Here is a 21301-nt window from a genome sequence, read left to right on the forward strand (position 1 = left end):
GGCCGCCATCGGCCCGGTCTGTGATTGCGGTGTTCAGTTGCCGGTGTTCAGTTGCGGGTCAGGAGGTGAAGTCTGTCGAAGCGCTTCGATGAACGGCGAACGAAAGCGCTTCCGAAGAAGCGGTCACGCGTGCGGGGGAGTCGTCACCGAGCCCGCGTCGCGGTACACGGGTGCGAGCAGGTGGATGCCGGCGGGCCGGCGCGGGTCGTCGATCCGCGCCAGCGCGAGGTCGACGGCGAGATCGCACGACGCCTCGGGGATCAGCGGGATGGTGTCGAGCTGGGTCGGCAGCTTCGTGGTGTCGAAGGATGCCGCGATCGAGACGATCGAGACGTCCGCGCCCACCTCCGCCCCGCGCTCGGCGAGGGCGGCGAGCACGGCGGCGTGCATGTCGTCGACGCCGTGCAGCAGCAGTGCGGTCGCACCGGCGTCGAGCGCGTCGTTCACGGCCGCGCGCACCGCGTCGGCATCCGTGACGACCTCGCCCGTCGTCGCGAACGAGTGCTCGAGCGCCCGGTGCGCCGCGTGCTCGGCGACGGCGCGGCGGACGCGGGGAGGGAAGTTGGACAGTCGGTAGGTGCTCGCCGGCTGGCCGATGAGGGCGATGCGGCGGTGACCCGCGTCGGCCACGCGGTCGACGGCGAGTCGTGCGGCCGCCTCGAAATCGAGGTCGACGCAGTCCAGGCCCTCGTGGTCGTCGGGGATGCCGATGAACACCGTCGGCGTGGTGATCGAGCGGGTGATGGCGACCCGCTCGTCGTCGGGCGCGACGTCGAGCACGAGGATCGCGTCGACGAGACCCGAGGCCGTCACCCGCTGCATGCCGGCCGAGGCCTGCTGGTCGGTGAGGAGCAGGATGTCGTAGTCGTGGCGGCGCGCCGCGACGGCCGCCGCCAGCACGAAGGACATGTGCGTCGGCGCGTGGGTCTCGCGTCGCAGCGGCTCGGTGAGGGCGAAGATGTGGGTGAGGCGACCCGCCAGCATGCGGGCTCCGGCGTTCGGGGCGTACCCGAGCCGGTGCGCGGCGTCGATGACGCGGCGGCGCGTGTCAGGGGAGATGGGGCGCTTGCCGCTCAGCGCGTAGGACACGGTGCTGATGGACACGCCGGCGGCCGCAGCCACCTCGTCGATGCGTGCCATGCCGACTCCTCTGTCGTATCGAAGCGCTTCGAGCGAAGCTGGAGATCACGATAGAGCCCTCCGCGTCATCGACGCAAGAGGTTTGTGGATATTGGCAACAAACGGTGACGTGCGAACGACGCGGGCGCCTACAGGCGGATCTCGGCGACGACCTCGCCGAACTCGGTCTCATCGACCGGAGTGAACCCCACGCGACGGAAGAAGGCGTCGGGGCCGCCCTGGCCCTCTTCGTAGATCACGTGCACGTGGTCCATTCCGCGGGCGCGGGCCTCCTCGAGAAGCTGCTCGACCGCGAAGCGGCCGACGCCCCGGCCCTGGTCGTCGGCGTCGACGTTGATGCGCCAGAGCACGGAGCGGAAGTGCTCGTGCAGCGCGTCGGGATCGAAGTTCGCGCTGACGAAGCCGACGACCTCGTCGCCGTCGAGCACCACCCGCTGCCACGCGGTGCTCGGATTGGCCACGGTCCCGGCGACGGCGTAGCTCGTGGGGGCGAGGTACTGCTCCTGACCCGGCTTGAGCGACATGGTGTTCACCGCCACGATGGTGGCGGCCGACAGTTCCTCGAGGCGCAGCTCGGTCATGTGATCAGGCTACCTCGCGCGCGGTCATGGTCGGCACCCTCCGAACGGTGAGAAAACGCCAACACGGCAGCGGGGGCGGAGATATCTTGACGTCAAGATATATTCCGGTGATGCGATAGCCTGGTGGGTGACCCCGCGACGCTCACCACGACGCCCACGACGACGCTCACGACGGAGAGATCACACGTGCCCGAGTCCACCATCATCTACACGCACACCGACGAGGCGCCGGCGCTGGCGACGGCCTCTTTTCTGCCGATCGTGAAGGCTTTCGCGGGGCAGGCGGGCGTCGAGATCGACACCCGCGACATCTCCCTCGCGGGCCGCATCCTCGCCGCCTTCCCGCAGCGCCTCTCGCCCGAGCAGCAGGTGGGCGACGCGCTCGCCGAGCTCGGCGGTCTCGCCACCCTGCCCGAGGCGAACATCATCAAGCTGCCGAACATCTCGGCATCCATCCCGCAGCTGAAGGCCGCGATCGCCGAGCTCCAGTCGCAGGGCTACGACATCCCCGACTACCCGGACGACGCCGCCACGGTGGAGGAGAAGGACATCCGCGCCCGCTACGACCGCATCAAGGGATCGGCCGTGAACCCCGTGCTGCGCGAGGGCAACAGCGACCGCCGCGCGCCGCTGGCGGTCAAGAACTACGCGAAGAAGCACCCCCACCGCAACAAGCCCTTCGCCGCCGGGTCCAAGACCCGCGTCGCCACCATGGGCCACGACGACTTCAAGAGCAACGAGAAGAGCTGGATCGCCGCCCACGACGACGTCCTCAGCATCCGCCACACCGCCGTCGACGGCACCGTCACCGTTCTCAAGGACGGCCTCAAGGTGCTGCCGCGCGAGGTCGTCGACGCCACCTTCCTCTCGGCCAAGGCGCTCGACGCCTTCCTCGCCGACACCATCGCCCAGGCCAAGGCGGAGAACGTGCTGTACTCCGTGCACCTGAAGGCCACGATGATGAAGGTCAGCGACCCCATCATCTTCGGCCACGTCGTCCGCGCGTTCTTCGCCGACGTCTTCGACACCTACGGCGCGCAGCTCTCGGCCGCCGGTCTCGACGGCAACAACGGCCTCGGGTCGATCCTCGCCGGGCTGGGCGACCTCGCCGACGGCGACGCGATCTCCGCCCGCATCGCGCAGGACCTCGCGTCGGGCCCCCGTCTCAGCTACGTCAACAGCGACAAGGGCATCACCAACCTGCACGTGCCGTCCGACGTCATCGTCGACGCCTCGATGCCCGCCCTCGTGCGCAACGGCGGAAAGCTGTGGGGCGTCGACGGCGCCGAGGACGACACCATCGCCGTCATCCCCGACTCCTCGTACGCCGGCGTCTACCAGGCCGTCATCGACGACGTGATCGCGAACGGCCCGCTCGACCCCGCGACCATCGGCACCGTGCCGAACGTCGGCCTCATGGCCCAGGCCGCCGAGGAGTACGGCAGCCACGACAAGACCTTCGAGATCCCGGCGGACGGCGTCGTCGAGGTGCTCGACTCCGCCGGCACCGTGCTCATCGAGCACCACGTCGAGAAGGGCGACATCTGGCGCGCGACCCAGGCGAAGCACATCGCGATCATGGACTGGGTGCGCCTGGCCGTCTCCCGCGCCCGCGCCACCGGCGTGCCCGCCGTCTTCTGGCTGGACGTCAACCGCGCCCACGACGCCCAGCTCATCGGCAAGGTGCACCAGGCGCTCGCGACGCTCGACACCGGTGACATCACGATCGTCATCCTCCCGCCCGAGGAGGCGACGCGGTACACGCTCGCGCGCCTGCGCAAGGGCGAGGACACGATCTCGGTGACGGGCAACGTGCTGCGCGACTACCTGACCGACCTCTTCCCGATCCTCGAGGTCGGCACGTCGGCCAAGATGCTCTCGATCGTCCCGCTGCTCGCCGGCGGCGGACTCTTCGAGACCGGCGCGGGCGGCTCGGCCCCCAAGCACGTGCAGCAGCTCCTCGAAGAGGACTACCTGCGGTGGGACTCGCTCGGCGAGTTCTTCGCGCTCGCGGCATCCTTCGAGCACCTCGCTGAGTTCACCGGCAACGCGAAGGCCAAGGTGCTCGCGGACACGCTGGATGCCGCGACCGGCACGTTCCTCGAGGAGGACCGCTCGCCGGGGCGCTCGCTCGGGACCATCGACAACCGCGGCAGCCACTTCTACCTCGGTCTGTACTGGGCCCAGGAGCTGGCGCACCAGAGCGCGGATGCCGAGCTCGCGGCCGCGTTCGCGCCCGTGGCCGAGAAGCTCGCGGCGGCGGAGCAGGAGATCGTGGCCGAGCTCAACGGTGTGCAGGGGCACCCCGTCGACATCGGCGGCTACTACCACCCCGACGTGGCGAAGGTCACCGCCGTCATGCGTCCGTCGGCGACGCTGAACGCGGTCATCGACGCGCTGTGATCCTCACCGAAGGCGCGGGCTGCGGTCCGCGCCTTCGGCGTTGCCGGCGTGGGGCGTTTCGACTCGGCGCTGCGCGCCTCGCTCAACGACCGGTGAGAGCGCGGTACCCGCGCCTCGCTCAACGACCGGTAAGAGCGCGGCCCTGGTCGGCTCGGCGATTCGCGCCTCGCTGGACGACCGGTGAGAGCGCGATGTTCGCGCCTCGCTCGACGACCGGTGAGACCGGGGCCCACCCCCGGTCGTTGAGCGACGAGCGCAGCGAGGAGTCGAAACGCGGCGAGCCCGGGCTCAGTCGTGGATCCACACGTCCACGCCGGTCGGGGACCAGTCGTAGATCTGCTTCGCGCGATAGTTGGGCATGCCGACGCAGCCGTGGCTCTGCGGCGTGCCGAAGTTGTTGTGCCAGTACACGCCGTGGAAGGCCTCGTCGCCGTTGAAGTACATGACCCACTCGACGTTGGGCACGTCGTAGTTCCAGTACGGGTTGTTCGGGTCGGTGCTCGTCATCGTCTGCGAGCGGATGTGGCTGTTGATGCGGAAGTGCCCCGTGTAGGTGGGAGACGCCGGCAGACCGCTGGAGATCGGCCACGAGTCGACGACCGCGCCGTTCTCCTTCAGGTAGAGCATCTGCTCGCTGAGGTTCACCTCGAGCAGGCGCTGCAGCGTCGTCGTGGATGCCGGGGTCACCGTCACCGGGAGGGCGAACGCCGCCTTGCCTGAAGCGAGCTGCGTCGCGAACTCCTGTGCGACGCCGCTCGTGTCGCCGAGCGTGCGGCCGTCGGCGCCGGGCACGCTGGTGTCGAGCACGGTGCCGTCGGAGTTGGTGATCACCGTGCCGTTCGCCGGCGCGCGGTCGACGAGGGCGGCGAGGCCCGACACGGCGGCCTGGATCTTGTCGGCGTCCGCGGTGATCGCGAAGCTCCCCGCGGCGTCGGGGGTCACGGTGAGCCACGACGCGGCGGTCGCGGCGTCGACCGGCACGGTGCGCTCGTCGCCGACGTAGAAGCCGATGGTCTGCAGCATGCCGTTGAGCTGGTCGGCGGCGGCCTGCGCCTTCTCGGTCGAGGCGGGTGCGGCGACCGGGACCGTCGTCGTCGGGACGACCACGGAGCTCTGCCCCGAGACGAACGCGTCGTGGAGCGCCGCGCTGATGGCGTCGAGGTCGAGACCCGTGCCGTCGACGGCGGGCGTGACGGTGTAGGCGGTGCCGGCGAACGCGACGCCCGCGGGGACGGGGTCGACGAAGCTTCCGGGGAGGGCCGCGCGCAGCGCCGCGGTGGCCTTCTCGGCATCCAGGGTCAGGGGGGCATCGACGGCGTCGCCGAACCACTGCGTCACATTCCACAGGGGGCGTTCGTCGAAGGCGGCGTCGGCGAGCGCGCGGGCGTCGACCGTCGCACCGAGCTGAGCGCCCGTCACGGTGGGCCCGCCCTCACCCAGCACGAGCGTGGTGGCGCCGAGCCGCTGACTGATCGCATCGGTCGCGGCGCCGGCCGTGAGGAAGCCCACGGGAACGCCGGCGACGGCCGTGCCGGGGGCGATGAGCACGAGCGAGGCGGCCACGACGCCGACGGCGAGCGCGCCGGCGGGAACGCCGATCCACAGCCAGAGGCGCTTCTTCTTCGGCGCCGGCTCGGCCGGGGCCCACTGCACGGGAGGGGCTTCGGACGGAGGCGCCGCGCCGTCGAACGGGTCCACGGGACCGTCGAGAACGGCCGTCGCGGCGGTCGTCGGCGTCGCCGACGAGGGCTCGGGCGTGTGGTCCGCCTCTCGCCCCGTGCCAGGATCGGTCACTTGCAACACCCCCGTGTTCTGCGCGGCCGCGCCCTCCTATGGTACGGGATGGTGCGGCCGGCTCGGCAGAGACGTTCGTCGAGGCTCGTGTGCTCAGCCCCCGGAGCAGATCCGGGTGAACGCGGCCAGTGCCGACCGGATGTCGTCGGTGGTGGTCTGCAGGGCCGTGAGACGGGACAGATCGCCGCCCGCGATCGCCTCGAGGGTGTCGGATGCCGAGGCGAACCCGGTCTGCAGCGGCGGCAGCAGCGCGGCCACCTCGTGGTTGCCGACGGTTCCGGCGGCGGCGCCGAGCCGTTCCGCGACCCCGCCGAGGGCGTCGACCGCGGCGCGCGGGTCGCCGGGGTCGAGCGTCTGCAGCTGGGCCGCGGCATCCTCGACGCCGGCGCGCACGGTGTCGCACGCCTCCGCGACGGTCTGCGTGTCGCCGTCGGACGGCGTGGGGGCGGGGGAGGATGCCGCGCAGCCGGCGAGGGCCAGAGCGCCGGCGAGGATCACGGCGGCGAGCGGGGCGCGGTGGCGCGGCGGCATGGCGGTCATGTCTCTCCTCCTGTGATCGCCCGCGGCGGGCAATGTAACGGTTTTGTAAACGGTCCTGCCGAATTGCGTTCCGCGCTTGCGGAACGGAGATTCGTAAGGTCTACTAACAAACATGTCCGGATCCGATGTGCAGCGCACCGCCCCCGAGACGGCCGCCCTCGCGGGCCGGTCGTTCAGCGCAGGCCGCGCGCTGCGTCACGCGGCGAAGGTCCTGCCGGAGCACGCTCGCGCGCACAACCGCTCCCTCGTGCTGCAGACCCTCTTCCACCAGGGTGCCATGAGTCGGGCGGACCTTTCCCGGGAGACCGGCCTCACCCGGGTGACGATCTCCGATCTCGTCGCCGAGCTGATCGACGACGGCTACGTCGCCGAACGCGGCCTGCGCGAGGTGACCGGTCCGGGCAAGCCCGCGATCCTCGTCGACCTCGACCGCGAGGGGCACCGCATCGTCGGGCTCGACCTCTCCGGCACCGACCGCTTCCTCGGCGCCGTGCTCACCCTCGACGGCGAGATCGTCGCGCGCCTCGACGTCGACGTGCCCGCCGATCCCGCCGACATCCTCGCCGTCGTCATCGATCTCGCCCGACGCCTGGTCGCGGATGCGCACGCGCCCGTCCTCGGCATCGGTGTCGGCAGCCCCGGCATCGTCGACGACCGCGGCGTCGTGCTCACGGCGCCGAACCTCGGCTGGCACGACGTCGACCTCGAAGGGGTGCTGCGTGCCGAGCTCGGACTTCCCGTGCTCGTGGCCAACGACGCCAACGCCGCCGTCCTCGCCGAGTACACCTTCGGCGGCGCCGCCGACGACGTCCTGCTCGTTCGCGTCGGCCGCGGTGTCGGCTCGGGGCTGCTCGCCGGCGGACAGCCCATGCGCGGCTCGCGCTTCGCCGCGGGCGAGATCGGCCACGTCACGGTCGGCACCGACGGCGGGCCGCGCTGCGTCTGCGGCAAGATCGGCTGCCTCGAGTCGTGGCTGTCGGTGCCCGCCCTCGAGGCGCGGCTCGCGGAGCCCGACGCGGACCGCGACGCCGTGCTCCGCGACGCCGGTGCGCGTCTCGGCATCGCACTCGCCCCCATCGTGGGCGTGCTCGACCTGTCGGAGATCGTGCTCTCCGGCATCCCAGAACTTCTCGACGGACCCCTCGCGACCGCGACCGTCGAGACACTGCGCACCCGGACGCTCGCCGAGTTCCACGACGGCGTGCAGGTGCGGATGACGGCGCAGGGGGAGGACATCGTCCTCCGCGGTGCGGCCGTCATGGTCCTGTCAGGACAACTCGGGGTGTCCTGACCCCTCATCCACGGACGGGTCACCGTGCCCCGATACCACCAAGAGAGACAAAGGAAGACACCATGAACAAGAAGCTCGGAGCCCTCGCGCTCCTCGGCGCTTCGGCTGTCGTTCTCGCCGGCTGCGCGGGCGGAAGCTCGGGCGGCACCGACGCCTCGGGCACGCCTGCAGCGGCGCAGCTGCGGGTCTGGCTCGTCGGCACCGACACGCCTCAGGACGCCCGCGACTACCTCAAGAAGACGTTCGAAGCCGACAACCCCGGCTCGACGCTCGTCATCGAGGAGCAGCAGTGGACCGGGCTCGTCGACAAGCTGACCACGAGCCTGTCGTCCAACGACACCCCCGACATCGTCGAGATGGGCAACACGCAGGCGGCCGCCTTCACCTCCAGCGGTGCACTCCTGGACATCTCCGACATCAAGGATCAGATCGGCGGGGACGACCTCCTGCCCGGATTCGTCGAGGCCGGCTCGTGGGACGGCAAGCTCTACGCAGCGCCGTACTACTCGGGTGCCCGCATCGTCTTCTACAACACCACCCAGTACGCCACGGCGGGTGTGCAGGTGCCGACGACCCTCGACGAGTACGTCGCGGGCGGCGAGAAGCTCGCGCAGGCGCTCCCCGGCGTCTCCGGCGTCTACTTCCCCGGCAAGGACTGGTACAACGCCCTCCCGTTCATCTGGGAGAACGGCGGCGAGGTCGCCGTGCAGAAGGACGGCAAGTGGGAGGCGCAGATGTCCAGTGACGCGTCGGTCAAGGGCATCGAGCAGGTGCAGCAGCTCATGACGAAGGCCTCCCTCGCCCCGAAGGACGGCGACGAGACCGAGGCGTGGGTGCCCTTCCGCACCGAGAAGGCCGCCACGCTGTCGGCGCCGAGCTGGGCGTACTGGTCGATCGTCGCCGACGAGGACAAGGCCGAGACGGCGCTGAGCAAGACCGTCGGCTACTACGCGCTCCCCGGCAAGGACGGCGGCGCGGCGAAGGTCTTCGCCGGCGGCTCGAACATCGGGATCGCGGCGAAGTCGGCCAACCCGGAGCTCGCCAAGAGCGCGCTGGAGATCATGCTCAGCGACGAGTACCAGTCGATCCTGGCCAAGGCCGGTCTCGTGCCCGCCAAGAAGTCGCTGGGCGGCGAGGTCGCGGCGGCCACCCCGGAGCTCGCGAAGATCATCGCGGATGCCGCAGCGAACGCCAAGCTGACCCCCGCCTCCCCGAAGTGGGCGGATGTCGAGGCGAAGGGCCTGCTGCAGGACTTCTTCGTCCAGGTCGCCGCCGGCGGCGACGTCAAGACGCTCGCCACCGCGCTGGACGAGCAGATCGACGCCATCCTCAACGGCTGAGTCCGCTTCGACTCGCCGGCGTTTCGACTCGTCGCTGCGCTCCGCGCTCAACGACCGGTGGGGGCATCGCCTCCCCGGTCGTTGAGCGAGCGCAGCGCGTCGAAACGCCCCTCATCACCACCACGAAAGGAGACCCGGCGATGGCCACCACGCTGATCTCCCGTCGCTCTCCCGAGACCGACCGCCCGTCCGCGCCCGCGCCGCGCCGTCGCCGTCGCCGGGACCGCACACCGCTCGCGCTGCTGCTGCCCGCACTCGTGATGCTCGCCGTCTTCATCGGCTGGCCCCTGCTGCAGCTGATCGTCATGTCGTTCCAGAAGTACGGGCGCGAGCAGATCTTCGGCAAGCCCGCCGAGTTCGTCTGGTTCGACAACTACGTGCGGGTGCTCACCGACGCGCAGTTCTGGGTCGTGCTGGGCCGCAGCTTCGGCCTGATGATCGTCTGCGCCGCGGCCACGATGGTCCTGGGCGTCGCGATCGCGCTCATGATGAAGTCGCTCGGACGGGTGATGCGCACGGTCGTGTCGGTCGGGCTGCTGCTGGCGTGGGCGATGCCCGCGCTCACGGGCACGATCGTATGGGGCTGGATCTTCGACACGTCCTACGGCCTCGTCAACTACGTGCTCACCCGGATCACCGGGCAGAACTGGATCGGTCACAGCTGGCTGTCCGATCCGCTCAGCTTCTTCGGCGTCGCGGCCATCATCATCACGTGGGGCGCGATCCCGTTCGTCGCCTTCTCGACGTACGCGGGGCTCTCGCAGGTGCCCGACGAGGTGCTGGAGGCGGCATCCCTCGACGGTTCGAGCGCCTGGCAGCGCTTCCGGTACATCGTCGTCCCGTACATCCGCTCGATCCTGGTCGTGCTGTTGATCCTCCAGGTCATCTGGGATCTCCGCGTGTTCGCGCAGATCTACGCGCTGCAGACCGTCGGCGGCATCCGTGCCGACACCAACACCATCGGCGTCTACATCTACAGCGTCTCGATGGCGACCGGCGACCTGGGCTCGGGAGGGGCGATCTCGGTGATCCTCGTCATCGTGCTGCTCGCCATCTCCGCCTACTACATCCGCACCATGCTGACCTCGGAGGACGACTGATGAGCGCCCGCACGAGGCGCGCCACCGGGCGCGTCTTCCTGAACCTCGCCGCCGTCGTCGTCTTCGTCTGCTCGGTCTTCCCGGTGTACTGGATGGTCAACACGGCCTTCCTCCCGGGGTCGGCGGTCAAGAGCGAGACCCCGCACTTCTGGCCCGACCAGTTCACGCTGCGCAGCTTCCAGGCGGCGTGGGAGGGCGGGTTCGTACCGGCGCTGTGGGTGTCGCTGGCGGTGACGCTGCTCACCGTCGTCGCCGCGCTGGTGTTCGCATTCCTCGCCTCGATCGCCGTGTCGCGCTACCGGTTCCGCTCGCGCAAGAGCTTCATCGTGGCGATCCTCGTGATCCAGATGATCCCGGCCGAGGCGATGATCATCTCGACCTTCCGCGTGCTCGACGGCTGGCACCTGCTCAACACGGTGATCGGCCTGTCGGCCGTGTACATCGCGATGGTGCTGCCGTTCACGATCTGGACGCTGCGCGGCTTCGTCAACGGCATCCCCGCCGACCTCGAGGAGGCGGCGATGATCGACGGCTGCAGCCGCACGCAGGCCTTCTGGCGGGTGACCTTTCCGCTGCTGGCACCGGGGCTCGTCTCGACCGGCATCTTCGCCTTCATCCAGGCGTGGAACGAGTTCATCTTCGCCCTCGTCATCATGACCCGCCCCGAGTCGCAGACGTTGCCGATCTGGCTGCGCAGCTTCGTGCAGGCGACGAAGGCCACCGACTGGGCGGTCGTCATGGCCGGATCGACCCTCATGGCGATCCCGGTCATCGTCTTCTTCCTCATCGTGCAGGGCAAGATGACGAGCGGCCTGGTGTCGGGAGCGGTGAAGGGCTGATGCGACTCGGATTCGACGTCGGGGGCACCAAGACCGACGCCGTGGTCGTCGCGTCCGGCGGCGGGGACCGCGGCGAGCACATCCTCGCGCGCCTGCGACGTCCGACCGGGTGGGGAGCGGATGCCGTCGTCGCGACGATCCTCACGATGGTCGACGAGCTGGCGGACGCCGTGGGCCGTCCCGCGTCGGTGTTCAGCTCGATCGGCGTCGGCATGCCCGGGCAGGTCGCCCCCGGCGGGTCCACGGTCACGCACGCCGTCAACCTCGGTATCGACGAGCTCGACCTCGCACTCGCGATCGGGCCGCGCCTCGGCATCCCCGTGCGCGCGGAGAACGACGTGAAGGCGGCGGCCGTCGGTGCGTACGCGCTGCACGGCGCCGCCGGATCGAGCGCTATGGCGTACCTCAACCTCGGGACGGGGATCGCCGCCGGCTTCGTGCGCGGCGGGCGCCTCTGGCGCGGCGTACACGGATCGGCGGGGGAGGTCGGCCACATCTCCGTCGACCCGGCCGGCCCGCTCTGCCGCTGCGGTCAGCGCGGCTGCATCGAGGCGTTCAGCGGCGGCGCGGCCGTCGCCGAACGCTGGGCGCGTCCCGGCGCCCTGCCGGTGCGCGACGTCTTCGACGCCGCCGACGCGGGGGATGCCGAGGCGATCGCGCTCCGCCGCGGTCTCGCCTACGGCGTCGCTTCGGCGATCCGCGTGATCGTGCTCGCCGGCGACGTGGACGCCGTCGTGCTGGGGGGAGGCGTCACCGCGCTCGGCGACCGTATGCTGAGGCCTGTGCTGACCGAGCTCGAGGAGAGCGCCGCCGCATCCCCGTTCCTGCGCTCGCTGCGACTGAGCGAGCGCGTCGACCTGCTGCCGCCCGGTTCTCCGGCGGCGGCCCTGGGCGCCGCGATCGTCGGCGCCGACTCTGAGCAGGAGGCTGTCTTCCATGGCTGAAGTCGTCATCGTCCCGTCCGCCGCCGACGCGGGCGCCCTCGTCGCCGACGAGATCGTGCGCCTGATCGCGGCGCGGCCCGACGCCGTGCTGGGCCTCGCGACCGGCTCGACCCCGCTGCCCGTGTACGAGGCCCTGCGTCCCCGGCTGGAGCGCGTCGACGTCTCGCGGGTGCGCGGGTTCGCGCTCGACGAGTACGTGGGCATCGACCCGCGGCATCCCGAGAGCTACCGCTCCGTGATCACGAAGGAGGTCGTGGAGCCGCTCGGGCTCGATCCCGACCGCATCCACACCCCCAACGGCGACCTCGCGACCATCGCGCACGCGGGCGACGACTACGAGCGGGCGATCGCTGATGCGGGCGGCATCGACCTGCAGATCCTCGGGATCGGCACGTCGGGCCACATCGGCTTCAACGAGCCGGGGTCCTCGTTCGCCTCGCGCACGCGCGTGAAGACCCTCATCGAGCAGACGCGGCGCGACAACGCGCGGTTCTTCGACTCGGTCGACGACGTGCCGATGCACTGCATCACGCAGGGGCTCGGCACGATCCTCTCCGCCCGGCACCTCTTTCTGCTCGCGTTCGGCGAGGGCAAGGCCGCCGCCGTCGCGGGTGCCGTGGAGGGTCCCGTGACGTCGTCGCTGCCGGGCTCGGCCATCCAGCTGCACCCGCACGTGACCGTCGTGGTCGACGAGGCCGCGGCATCCCGCCTGGAGCACGCCGACTACTACCGCTACGCCTTCGCGAACAAGCCGGCCTGGCAGGGCCTCTGACGCCGCCCAGGGCGTTCATCCGTCCCTTGCGGTCGCGTCCACGCGCGGATGGCGACAACGAGGGACGGATGAACGGGACGGCTCAGGGCGTGAAGACCTTGCCCGGGTTCAGAATGCCGAGGGGGTCGAACACGCGGGTGATCTGGCGCTGCAGCTCCCACTGGTCGTCGCCGAGCTCGTCGACCAGCCAGCGGCGCTTGAGGACGCCGACACCGTGCTCGCCGGTGAGCGTGCCGCCGAGGCGCAGCGCCGAGCGGAACAGATCGTCGGCCGCCCGCCAGACGACCTCCGGCACCTCGTCGCCGTCGAAGATGAAGTTGGGGTGCAGATTGCCGTCGCCCGCGTGGCAGACCGTCGGGATCACGAGGTCGTACTCGCGCTCGATGCGCGCGATCTCGTCGAACATCGCCGGCAGGGCGCTGCGGGGCACCGAGACGTCCTCGATGAGGGTCGTGCCCATCGCCTCCATCGCCGGATGCATCGAGCGACGGATCGTCCACAGCAGCTCGGCGTCCGCATCGTCGCGGGCCGTTCGGACCTCGCCGCCGGCGGCGACGAGGGTGGCGGCGATCGCCTCGGCCTCGTCGGATGCCGACGGGCCGTCGGTCTGCACCGTGAGCTGCGAAGCGCCGGCGGGCGGCGCGGGCAGCGACAGGAGCCGGTGGACGGCGGCGAGGCACGCGGCATCCATCAGCTCCATGATCGAGGGCTGCGCGCCCGCCGCGGTCACCGCGGAGGCGGCCGCGGCTGCCGCGCGGACGTCGGGGAACAGCGCCGTGAGGGTGCGCGTGCGGCCGGGAACGAGGCGGCGTAGCTTCAGGGTCGCCCCCACGACGACGCCGAGGGTGCCCTCCGAGCCGATCACGAGGGCCGTCAGGTCGAGCCCGGTCACGCCCTTGACGCTGCGGTGTCCGAGGTGCAGCAGCCGCCCGTCGGCGAGGACGACGTCGACGCCGAGGACGGCGTCGCGCACGACACCGTACTTCGCGCACAGCAGGCCCCCGGCGCCGGTGGCGATGTTGCCGCCGACGGTCGAGATGGCGCGGCTCGCCGGGTCGGGAGCCCACCACAGCCCGTGAGCGGCGAGGGCGTCGTTGAGATCGGCGTTGAGGATGCCGGGCTCGACGACCGCCAGGAGGTCATCGGCGCGCACCTCGAGGATGCGGTCCATCGCGCGCATCGACAGGACGATCTCGCCGGCACCCGCGTTCGCGCCGCCCGCGAGGCCCGTGCCGGCGCCCCGCACGACGACCGGGGTGCGCGTCGCCGTCGCGATGCGCATGGTCGCCTGGACGTCGGCCACGGATGCCGCGTGCACGATGGCCACCGGTGCGCCGACGGCGGCGTGACCGGACTTGTCGGCCCGCGCCGCGTCGAGGGCGGCCGGGTTCGTGTCGATGCGGTCGGCCAGCTCGGCGCGCAGGAGGTCCAGGACGGTCGTCATCGCGGTCTCCCGTCTAGGCGGCGAGGCGTCGCCGACCGACGACGAGCCCGACCGTGACGGCGACGACCGCGTAGGCGACGCCGATCCAGGCGTTGCCGCTGGTCCACCACACGATGGTCGCGGACGCGTACACGAGCAGCTCGACCAGCGCGCGCACGAACGGGTGCACCGCGAACACCGCGCGCGGGGAGACGAACAGGGCCCACAGGAGGATCGCGATCAGCGGCGTGCCGATTCCGGCGACGATGTTCCACGGGAACGGCCACGCCGTGAACCCCCAGACCGCGAGCGTGATGAACGCGAACAGCTCGGTCAGGAACGCGAGCACGTCGAGCGCGTCGAGCGACGGTCGCACGCCCGCCGGAAGAGCGCCGGCACCGCTGTCCGCGCGCGGAGCTTCGGGGGCGGCGGGGCGTACGGGCGGCAGGTCGGACATGCCTGTCAGTTTACGCGGGGGCCGGGGTGGGCTGCGGCTCAGGGGGCGGGAGGCGGGCCCCAGAGGAAGACGGTGTACTCCGGGCCCAGTCGCTCGCCGTCGACGTACTGGATCGTGGCCGGCGCGTGCAGGATCTCCCGGTAGACCGCGGAGAAGGAGAAGGTCGTCCGGCCGTCTTCGTTCAAGACCTGGCGACCGCGCTCGATCCCCCCGACGACCAGTCGGACCGTCTCGCCCGGTGTTCCCGTGACGACCAGGTCGAGAGTGCCCGTCAGCGGAGTGTCGGGGCTCGGCGTGAACTCGCCGCTGACGAACCGCGGCGAGGGGTCTGCCGTGGGCGTGGGCGTGGGCGTCGGTGTCGGTGTGGGGGTCGGTGTGGGTGTGGGTGTCGGTGTCGGTGTCGGTGTCGGGGTCGGCGTCGCGCTCGGGGTCGGCGACGGGGTGGGCGTCGCGCTCGGGGTCGGTGATGGGGCCGGCGTCGGGGTCGCCGGCGGGGCCGCCGGGGCGGCGGGCGCGGTCGGCGTGGCACGGCGCGTCGGCGCGGACGTCGAGACGGTGTCGGGCCGCACGGATGCCGTGGGCACCGGCGTCGACGTGGGATCGGCGGAGGGCAGGGTGCTCGGTGTGGGCGCCGCAGCGGGCGGGGCGGCTGCGGCATCCCCGCCGTCGCTCGCTCCTGCGCCGGTCGTGCCCGAACCGTCGGCCGGAGCGGAGGCGCTGTTCGCGATCACCTGGGGCACGACGATCGCGGCAGCCACGGCCGCACCGGCGACGAGCACACCGGCCGCGACCAGCCCGACCACGGCTCCGGCGGCGAGTCCGCCGCCCCCGGCCGCCGCCGAGCCGCCGGCCGCGGCGCCCGCCGAGCCGCCCGCTCCGCCCGTACCGCCACCGCCGGCCGCTCCCGATCCGGCGCCGGCTGCGCCGGCCGCCCCCATCACCGGGGCCGATCCGGGGCCCACGGTCACCGCGCCCGGCACGGTGCCCGAGGCGCCCGCCGCGAGGGCGACCAACGGTGCGGAGCCGCCCTGGAGGGTGGCGAGGTAGGCGGTCGCGGCGCCGGCGCCGATCGTCAGCGGCAGGAGCACCAGGGCCAGACGGTGCGAGACCTCGGTGGCCTCGGCGGCGACGATGGTGCAGCGCGCGCACTCCGCCAGGTGCGCCTCGAGCTTCTTGTGGTCACGCGTGCCGAGGTTGTTGCGCGCGTACGCGCCGAGGCGCTCGATCGTCCACTGGCAGTCGGAGCCGTCGGTGACGCTCTGCAGGTGGGCCTGGATCCACGCCTCGCGGAGCCCTTCGCGCGCGCGGAAGGCGAGCTGCGCGACGGCGGTGGCCTTCATGCCCAGCAGAGGGGCGATCTCGGCCGGCTTCATCTGCTCGATCTCGGTGTACCAGAGCACCTCCTGCCAGCGGGTCGGAAGGCTGCGAAACGCGCGATGCGTGAGGCTCCGATCGAGCGCCTCATCGGTGGCGTGCGCGTCGGCATCCGGATCGGGGAGTGCTTCGAGCTCGTCGATCGCCGTCTCACGGCGGGCGCGGCCCCAGCCGGCCGCGGTGTTGCGGATGCTCGTGAACAGGTACGCGCGGAAGGAGCCCGTGGGCCCGCCGCCCTTGGCGATGGCCTGATAGATGCGCGAATACGCCTCCTGGACCAGATCGTCGGCGTCGAAACTCGAGGTGATCGACGACGCGACCGTCAGCCCCGAACGGTAGTGGCGGCGCCACAGTTCGGCGAACGCCTGCCGGTCGCCGGAACGCGTGCGCAGCACGAGGTCGGCGTCGGCGACGTCGGCCACGTCGGGGCGCGGCTGATCGGGGGTGTCCATGGCGGTGTCCTGTCGAGGCGGGCGTGTCGTTCGTCTTCATCGAGAGAGACGCTCGCGGCGGCGGATTATGACGCGGGTCGCGTCATCCCACCCGCATTTTCGCAGGTCCGGCTGGGCAACGGCCGATGGCCGGAACACGCCGCCGGCATGCTCCCGCAAAAAGGTCGAGAAAAATCTCGCAACTCGCGTAATAGACCGCGTGAGTCCCGCTCTCTTACTGGTGAAGGGCTTCCCGACACGTGCTCTCCAGGGGGATTCAGGAGCAGCGCGGTCGGGAACGGCCAGGGGAACGGAGCGATCCGTGGCCACGGACCGGAAGCGCGGGATCTCGGGGGAGGACCTGCGCGGTACCGGTGGAGGGGGTAGAGCGGGGCGGACGGCGTGGGGGCGCCGTCCGCCCCGCTTCTCGTCGAGAGCTTCGTCGACGGTGCCGGTTCGGGTGGGGCGCCGGCGGGGTCAGACGGGGATGCCGTCGACCCACACCGACCGCACCGTCAACCGCTCATCGAGCAGCACGGCGTCGGCGGCGCGGCCCACGGCGAGCGAACCGAACCGGTCCGCGACGCCGACGGCCCGCGCCGGGACGTGCGTGAGCGCGCCGACCGCGGTGGCCAGCGGGACACCCGCGCGCACCGCGAGGCGCAGGGCGGCGTCCTGGGTGAGGGTCGATCCCGCGATCGCACCGCCGACGTCGAGACGCGCGGTGCCGTCGGTCACCGTGACGGCGAGTCCGCCCAGCGTGTAGTGGCCGTCGGCGGCGCCGGCGGCGGCCATCGCATCGGTGATGAGGGCGATGCGACCGGGCGCCTGCGTGAACGCGAGCGCCACGACATCCGGATGCACGTGCACCCCGTCCGCGATGATCTCCAGCGTGACGCGCTCGTCGCGCAGGGCTGCGACGACGGGTCCGGGCTCGCGGTGGTGGATGCCGGGCATGGCGTTGAACGCGTGCGTCAGGATCGTCGCGCCCGCGTCGAAGGCGGCGAACGCCTCGTCCTCCGTCGCGTTCGTGTGCCCGACGGCGACCGCGACACCCGCCGCGGCGAACTGCGACACGGCGGCGAGCCCGCCGGGAAGCTCGGGGGCGAGCGTCACCTGCCGCACGGTGCCGCGCCCGGCATCGATGAGGCGTGCGACGCCCGCGGCATCCGGCGGACGCAGCAGGCCCGGGGTGTGGGCGCCCTTGTGGCCGACGTCGAGGAACGGCCCCTCGAGGTGCGAGCCGAGGATCGTCGCGTCGGCCGCGGCGAGCCCGGCGACGACGGCGACCCGTGCGGCGAGGTCGTCGAGGGATGCCGTGACGAGTGACACCACGGCGCGGGTCGTGCCGTGGGCGCGGTGCAGCGCGCGGGCCGTGGCGATCGCCTCGGCGCCGTCGTCGAACGACGCGCCGCCGCCGCCGTGTCCGTGGATGTCGATGAAACCGGGCGTGAGCACGCCGCCCGCGCCGTCGATGACACGGTCCGCCGCGACCGCGCGCCACCCGTCGCCCGTGCCGCGGTCGCGGACGCGTCCGTCGGCGAACGCGATCCAGGCGTCGTCGGTGGCGGCGCCCCCGTCGACGAGCCGGACGGCGCGGATCACCGTCGTCATGCCGTCCCCCCGTCGGCCGCCTCGCTGAGCGGTCCTTCGCCGCGGCCGGCATCGCGGGCCGGGGCGGCCGCGACGGGCATCCAGTCGATCTCGGGCGAGGTGGTGAAGCGGATGCCGAGCGCCGCCCACAGGGGACCGAGTCCGCCGACGCGGGTGCGGAACGACTCCCAGGATCGCAGGGGCGTCGCCCCGAGGGCGGGCGACCACGCCGCCTCCGCGGCGGCGGCGATGCGCGGGAAGGCGAGGGCGTCCATGTCGTCGGCCGTGCGGGCGGTCTCGCCCCACAGCGGCGCTTCGACGCCGAGGATGTCGTCGTCGCCGATGCCGTCGACGACGCGGGCGGGGTCCCAGTCGTAGGCGCGACGGACGGTGGTCACACCGTGCGCCCAGGTGAGTCCGAGCGGCGAGTCGGGGTCGAACTTCATGTCGAGATAGATCGCGTCGGCGGGGGAGAGGATCACCTGTCCGCCGCGACGGACGAACCCGCGGGTCTTCTCGTCCATGCCGTCGGTGGGAGACACGAAACCCCAGTACTGCCCGATCGTGCCCGCGGCGAGGGTGGGGGAGGCCCCCGCCTCGTGCCAGGCGATGGGGGTCTTGCCGGCGTCGAGCACGAGGCGCGAGGTGCGCTCGATGTAGTGGGCGTAGTCCTCGGCGTCCGTCCCGAGCGCCTCGTCGCCGCCGATGTGCAGGTAGGGCCCGGGCGTGAGGGCCGCCAGCTCGGTGAGGACGTCGGCGAGGAAGGCGTAGGTCCGCTCGTCGCGGATGCGCAGCGACGAGAACCCCACCCCGATGCCCTCGTACGGGGTGCCGCTGACGGGCAGTGCGCTGCCGTCCGCCTGCGCGAGCTCCTCCAGTTCGGCGCTCAGCACCGGCTCCTCGCACAGCTCGGGGTAGGCGAGCGAGACCGCGTGCGTGTGGCTCGGGCCGTCGATCTCCGGCACCACGATCATGTGACGGGCGGTGGCGTACGCGACGATGGCGCGGTAGTCGTCGTGCGTGTAGAAGCCCCCGGCGTCACCGCCGACCGCTGTCGTCGCCGCCTTCTGGGTGAGCAGCGGTCGGGATTCCAGCTGCAGCCGCCAGCCCTGGTCGTCGGTCAGGTGCAGGTGCAGCGCGTTGAACTTCAGACCCGCCGCCCGGTCGATGTATCCGCACACGGTCTCGACGTCGAGGAAGTGGCGGGCGACGTCGAGCATCACCCCGCGATAGGCGAAACGGGGGGCGTCGTCGATCTCCATCGCCGCGACATGCGCCCCCGCGGGCCCGACCGAGATCGCCTGCACGAGCGTCTGCACGCCGTAGAAGAGGCCCGCGGCGTCGGCGCCGACCACCTCGACGGCGCTCTCGCCGCTGCGCAGCCGGTACGACTCGGCGGGCCCGTCGTGGCCGAGCGCCAGGCGGATGCTGCGACCCGACGCGACGCCGGCGGCCGCCGTGGAGGTCAGCGGGATGCCGGTGCGCACCTCGATCAGCCGGCGCAGCGCGGCGGCGGGCGTGGCGGCCTCCGTCTCGGCGAGGATCGCGACGTCGCTCGTGAGCAGGAAGGGGGCGCTGTCGGCGACGACGAGCCGCGCGGGGGCGGGGACGAGGGCGGGCTGCGACACGGTCTCTCCATTCTGCGCGGGTGTCGGGACCGAGACCAGGGGCGATGTGCTCTGTAAGGAGCCCTAACAAATCCGGCGGGGCCAGCTTAGCCGTGTGCCCGGGTCGCCGCATCCGATATGCTCGCACTGTCGCGACTGGCGTTGAGGTGGGTCACCATCGGGGAGCGACGATCACGGCAATCGACCGCACGCCTGGGCCGGCCTTCGTTTGATACAGCGGCGTGCGCGCAGCGCACACCGGCATCCACCCGACGAATGGCAGGAGACCGTCATGACCGATCCCTACTTCAACGCCCCGCTCGCCGAGGTCGACCCCGAGATCGCGCAGGTCCTCGAGCGTGAGCTCGAGCGTCAGCGCGGCTACCTCGAGATGATCGCCTCGGAGAACTTCGTCCCCGTCTCCGTGCTGCAGTCGCAGGGCTCGGTGCTGACGAACAAGTACGCCGAGGGTTACCCCGGCCGTCGCTACTACGGCGGCTGCGAGGAGGTCGACGTCGCCGAGGAGCTCGCCATCCAGCGCGCCAAGGCCCTGTTCGGCGCCGAGTTCGCGAACGTCCAGCCGCACTCGGGCGCCTCCGCCAACGCGGCCGTGCTGCACGCGATCGCGCGCCCCGGCGACACCCTGCTGGGCCTCTCGCTCGACCACGGCGGCCACCTGACGCACGGCATGAAGATCAACTTCTCCGGCCGGCTCTACAACATCGTCGCCTACGGCGTCGACCCCGAGACCTCGACGATCGACATGGACGAGGTCGAGCGCCTCGCCGTCGAGCACCAGCCGAAGGTCATCATCGCCGGCTGGTCGGCCTACCCGCGCCAGCTCGACTTCGCCCGCTTCCGCGCCATCGCCGACAAGGTGGGCGCGCTGCTGTGGGTCGACATGGCGCACTTCGCCGGTCTCGTCGCCGCGGGTCTGCACCCGTCGCCGGTGCCGCACGCGCACGTCGTGAGCTCGACGGTGCACAAGACGATCGGCGGCCCCCGCTCGGGCTTCATCCTCACCAACGACGCCGATCTCGCGAAGAAGATCAACTCGGCCGTCTTCCCGGGCCAGCAGGGCGGCCCGCTCATGCACGTCATCGCCGCGAAGGCGACCGCGTTCAAGCTCGCCGCGACCCCGGAGTTCAAGGAGCGCCAGGAGCGCGTCGTGCGCGGTGCGGCGATCCTCGCCGAGCGCCTGTCGCAGCAGGACGTGAAGGATGCCGGGATCTCGGTGCGCTCCGGCGGCACCGACGTGCACCTTGTACTCGTCGACCTCCGCGACGCCGCGATCGACGGCAAGCAGGCCGAAGACCTGCTGCACGAGATCCACATCACCGTCAACCGCAACGCGGTGCCCAACGACCCGCGACCGCCGATGGTGACGTCGGGTCTGCGCATCGGCACCCCGGCGCTCGCGACCCGCGGCTTCGGCGACGCCGAGTTCACCGAGGTCGCCGACGTCATCGCGCTCGCGCTGCTTCCGGACGCCGACGTCGAGGCCCTGCGCACCCGCGTGGCGGCGCTGACCGCCGCGTTCCCGCTGTACCCCGGCCTCGCCCAGTAACGGCTCGCCATTCCGGCATCCCCTGTCTGCGAGACACCACCTTCGCACCGAGACACCGTCTGCCGACGTGTGTCTCGGTGCGGGAGTGGTTTCTCGCGGGACGAT

Annotated in this window: 17 protein-coding genes and 1 riboswitch; of the genes, 8 read left to right on the forward strand and 9 right to left on the reverse strand. The window is 71.6% G+C overall.

The window, feature by feature from the left end; genetic code table 11:
• Positions 1 to 123: 123 nt before the first annotated feature.
• Positions 124 to 1140 (reverse strand): LacI family DNA-binding transcriptional regulator, encoded by a 1017-nt coding sequence (locus tag L0965_RS09305; RefSeq protein WP_101306796.1) that lies wholly within the window; start codon positions 1138 to 1140, stop codon positions 124 to 126.
• Positions 1141 to 1268: 128 nt separating this feature from the next.
• Positions 1269 to 1721, reverse strand: coding sequence for a GNAT family N-acetyltransferase (locus tag L0965_RS09310; RefSeq protein ID WP_060960738.1), 453 nt, complete (start codon positions 1719 to 1721; stop codon positions 1269 to 1271).
• Between the two features lie 186 nt (positions 1722 to 1907).
• Here L0965_RS09310 and L0965_RS09315 point away from each other — a divergent pair, with 186 nt between their 5' ends.
• Positions 1908 to 4124, forward strand: a complete 2217-nt coding sequence (locus L0965_RS09315) for an NADP-dependent isocitrate dehydrogenase (RefSeq protein ID WP_101307267.1) — start codon at positions 1908 to 1910, stop codon at positions 4122 to 4124.
• Positions 4125 to 4412: 288 nt separating this feature from the next.
• Here the strand turns inward: L0965_RS09315 and L0965_RS16765 are convergent, their stop codons facing one another.
• A complete protein-coding gene (locus L0965_RS16765) occupies positions 4413 to 5918 on the reverse strand; it encodes a L,D-transpeptidase family protein (RefSeq protein WP_101306795.1) in 1506 nt (501 codons plus the stop codon).
• Positions 5919 to 6011: 93 nt separating this feature from the next.
• Positions 6012 to 6458 (reverse strand): hypothetical protein, encoded by a 447-nt coding sequence (locus tag L0965_RS09325; RefSeq protein ID WP_232783929.1) that lies wholly within the window; start codon positions 6456 to 6458, stop codon positions 6012 to 6014.
• Between the two features lie 112 nt (positions 6459 to 6570).
• On the opposite strand from L0965_RS09325, the gene L0965_RS09330 reads away from it, so the two are divergent.
• The 6 genes from L0965_RS09330 to L0965_RS09355 all read left to right on the forward strand — a co-directional run bounded on the left by L0965_RS09330 (position 6571) and on the right by L0965_RS09355 (position 12744).
• A complete protein-coding gene (locus L0965_RS09330; protein ID WP_061781844.1) occupies positions 6571 to 7749 on the forward strand; it encodes an ROK family transcriptional regulator in 1179 nt (392 codons plus the stop codon).
• Between the two features lie 62 nt (positions 7750 to 7811).
• A complete protein-coding gene (locus tag L0965_RS09335; protein ID WP_060960739.1) occupies positions 7812 to 9089 on the forward strand; it encodes an extracellular solute-binding protein in 1278 nt (425 codons plus the stop codon).
• Positions 9090 to 9229: 140 nt separating this feature from the next.
• Positions 9230 to 10189 carry a carbohydrate ABC transporter permease gene (locus L0965_RS09340; RefSeq protein WP_060960740.1) on the forward strand — a complete coding sequence of 320 codons (960 nt, stop codon included), beginning with the start codon at positions 9230 to 9232 and terminating at the stop codon, positions 10187 to 10189.
• A complete protein-coding gene (locus L0965_RS09345; RefSeq protein WP_060960741.1) occupies positions 10189 to 11028 on the forward strand; it encodes a carbohydrate ABC transporter permease in 840 nt (279 codons plus the stop codon). The genes L0965_RS09340 and L0965_RS09345 overlap by 1 nt, the downstream gene beginning before the upstream one ends.
• Positions 11028 to 11972 (forward strand): ROK family protein, encoded by a 945-nt coding sequence (locus L0965_RS09350; protein ID WP_101306794.1) that lies wholly within the window; start codon positions 11028 to 11030, stop codon positions 11970 to 11972. Before L0965_RS09345 ends, L0965_RS09350 begins: the two co-directional genes overlap by 1 nt.
• Positions 11965 to 12744, forward strand: a complete 780-nt coding sequence (locus L0965_RS09355; protein WP_101306793.1) for a glucosamine-6-phosphate deaminase — start codon at positions 11965 to 11967, stop codon at positions 12742 to 12744. Before L0965_RS09350 ends, L0965_RS09355 begins: the two co-directional genes overlap by 8 nt.
• Before the next feature lie 82 nt (positions 12745 to 12826).
• Here L0965_RS09355 and L0965_RS09360 read toward each other — a convergent pair whose 3' ends face one another.
• The 5 genes from L0965_RS09360 to L0965_RS09380 form a co-directional block, all read right to left on the reverse strand.
• Complete coding sequence (locus tag L0965_RS09360; RefSeq protein WP_101306792.1) at positions 12827 to 14188, reverse strand: FAD-binding oxidoreductase; 1362 nt, start codon at positions 14186 to 14188, stop codon at positions 12827 to 12829.
• 13 nt (positions 14189 to 14201) lie between these two features.
• The gene (locus L0965_RS09365; protein WP_101306791.1) at positions 14202 to 14624 is read right to left on the reverse strand and encodes a YrdB family protein; all 423 of its coding nucleotides are present in this window, start codon (positions 14622 to 14624) and stop codon (positions 14202 to 14204) included.
• A gap of 38 nt (positions 14625 to 14662) precedes the next feature.
• On the reverse strand, positions 14663 to 16450 hold the full coding sequence (locus tag L0965_RS09370; RefSeq protein WP_101306790.1) for a sigma-70 family RNA polymerase sigma factor: 1788 nt from the start codon (positions 16448 to 16450) through the stop codon (positions 14663 to 14665).
• A 456-nt stretch (positions 16451 to 16906) separates the two neighbouring features.
• Positions 16907 to 18043 (reverse strand): N-acetylglucosamine-6-phosphate deacetylase, encoded by a 1137-nt coding sequence (gene nagA / locus L0965_RS09375; RefSeq protein WP_101306789.1) that lies wholly within the window; start codon positions 18041 to 18043, stop codon positions 16907 to 16909.
• Positions 18040 to 19650, reverse strand: coding sequence for a family 20 glycosylhydrolase (locus L0965_RS09380; RefSeq protein WP_101306788.1), 1611 nt, complete (start codon positions 19648 to 19650; stop codon positions 18040 to 18042). The genes nagA and L0965_RS09380 overlap by 4 nt, the downstream gene beginning before the upstream one ends.
• Before the next feature lie 121 nt (positions 19651 to 19771).
• Positions 19772 to 19855: riboswitch (ZMP/ZTP riboswitch) on the forward strand.
• Between the two features lie 66 nt (positions 19856 to 19921).
• Between L0965_RS09380 and glyA the strand changes: the two genes are divergently transcribed.
• Positions 19922 to 21196, forward strand: coding sequence for a serine hydroxymethyltransferase (gene glyA, locus L0965_RS09385; RefSeq protein ID WP_061781839.1), 1275 nt, complete (start codon positions 19922 to 19924; stop codon positions 21194 to 21196).
• The last annotated feature ends 105 nt before the right edge of the window (positions 21197 to 21301 follow it).

This window comes from Microbacterium sp. NFH-22A-Y (assembly GCF_021401375.1).
Taxonomy (GTDB): Bacteria; Actinomycetota; Actinomycetes; order Actinomycetales; family Microbacteriaceae; genus Microbacterium; species Microbacterium hominis.

What these genes read in the sequence shown, in the direction of transcription:
- L0965_RS09305 (WP_101306796.1), bottom strand. Translation starts at nt 1,140, where the DNA reads ATGGCACGCATCGACGAGGTGGCTGCGGCCGCCGGCGTGTCCATCAGC.
- L0965_RS09310 (WP_060960738.1), bottom strand. Translation starts at nt 1,721, where the DNA reads ATGACCGAGCTGCGCCTCGAGGAACTGTCGGCCGCCACCATCGTGGCG.
- L0965_RS09325 (WP_232783929.1), bottom strand. Translation starts at nt 6,458, where the DNA reads ATGACCGCCATGCCGCCGCGCCACCGCGCCCCGCTCGCCGCCGTGATC.
- L0965_RS09330 (WP_061781844.1), top strand. Translation starts at nt 6,571, where the DNA reads ATGTCCGGATCCGATGTGCAGCGCACCGCCCCCGAGACGGCCGCCCTC.
- L0965_RS09335 (WP_060960739.1), top strand. Translation starts at nt 7,812, where the DNA reads ATGAACAAGAAGCTCGGAGCCCTCGCGCTCCTCGGCGCTTCGGCTGTC.
- L0965_RS09340 (WP_060960740.1), top strand. Translation starts at nt 9,230, where the DNA reads ATGGCCACCACGCTGATCTCCCGTCGCTCTCCCGAGACCGACCGCCCG.
- L0965_RS09345 (WP_060960741.1), top strand. Translation starts at nt 10,189, where the DNA reads ATGAGCGCCCGCACGAGGCGCGCCACCGGGCGCGTCTTCCTGAACCTC.
- L0965_RS09350 (WP_101306794.1), top strand. Translation starts at nt 11,028, where the DNA reads ATGCGACTCGGATTCGACGTCGGGGGCACCAAGACCGACGCCGTGGTC.
- L0965_RS09355 (WP_101306793.1), top strand. Translation starts at nt 11,965, where the DNA reads ATGGCTGAAGTCGTCATCGTCCCGTCCGCCGCCGACGCGGGCGCCCTC.
- L0965_RS09360 (WP_101306792.1), bottom strand. Translation starts at nt 14,188, where the DNA reads ATGACGACCGTCCTGGACCTCCTGCGCGCCGAGCTGGCCGACCGCATC.
- L0965_RS09365 (WP_101306791.1), bottom strand. Translation starts at nt 14,624, where the DNA reads ATGTCCGACCTGCCGCCCGTACGCCCCGCCGCCCCCGAAGCTCCGCGC.
- L0965_RS09370 (WP_101306790.1), bottom strand. Translation starts at nt 16,450, where the DNA reads ATGGACACCCCCGATCAGCCGCGCCCCGACGTGGCCGACGTCGCCGAC.
- nagA (WP_101306789.1), bottom strand. Translation starts at nt 18,043, where the DNA reads ATGACGACGGTGATCCGCGCCGTCCGGCTCGTCGACGGGGGCGCCGCC.
- glyA (WP_061781839.1), top strand. Translation starts at nt 19,922, where the DNA reads ATGACCGATCCCTACTTCAACGCCCCGCTCGCCGAGGTCGACCCCGAG.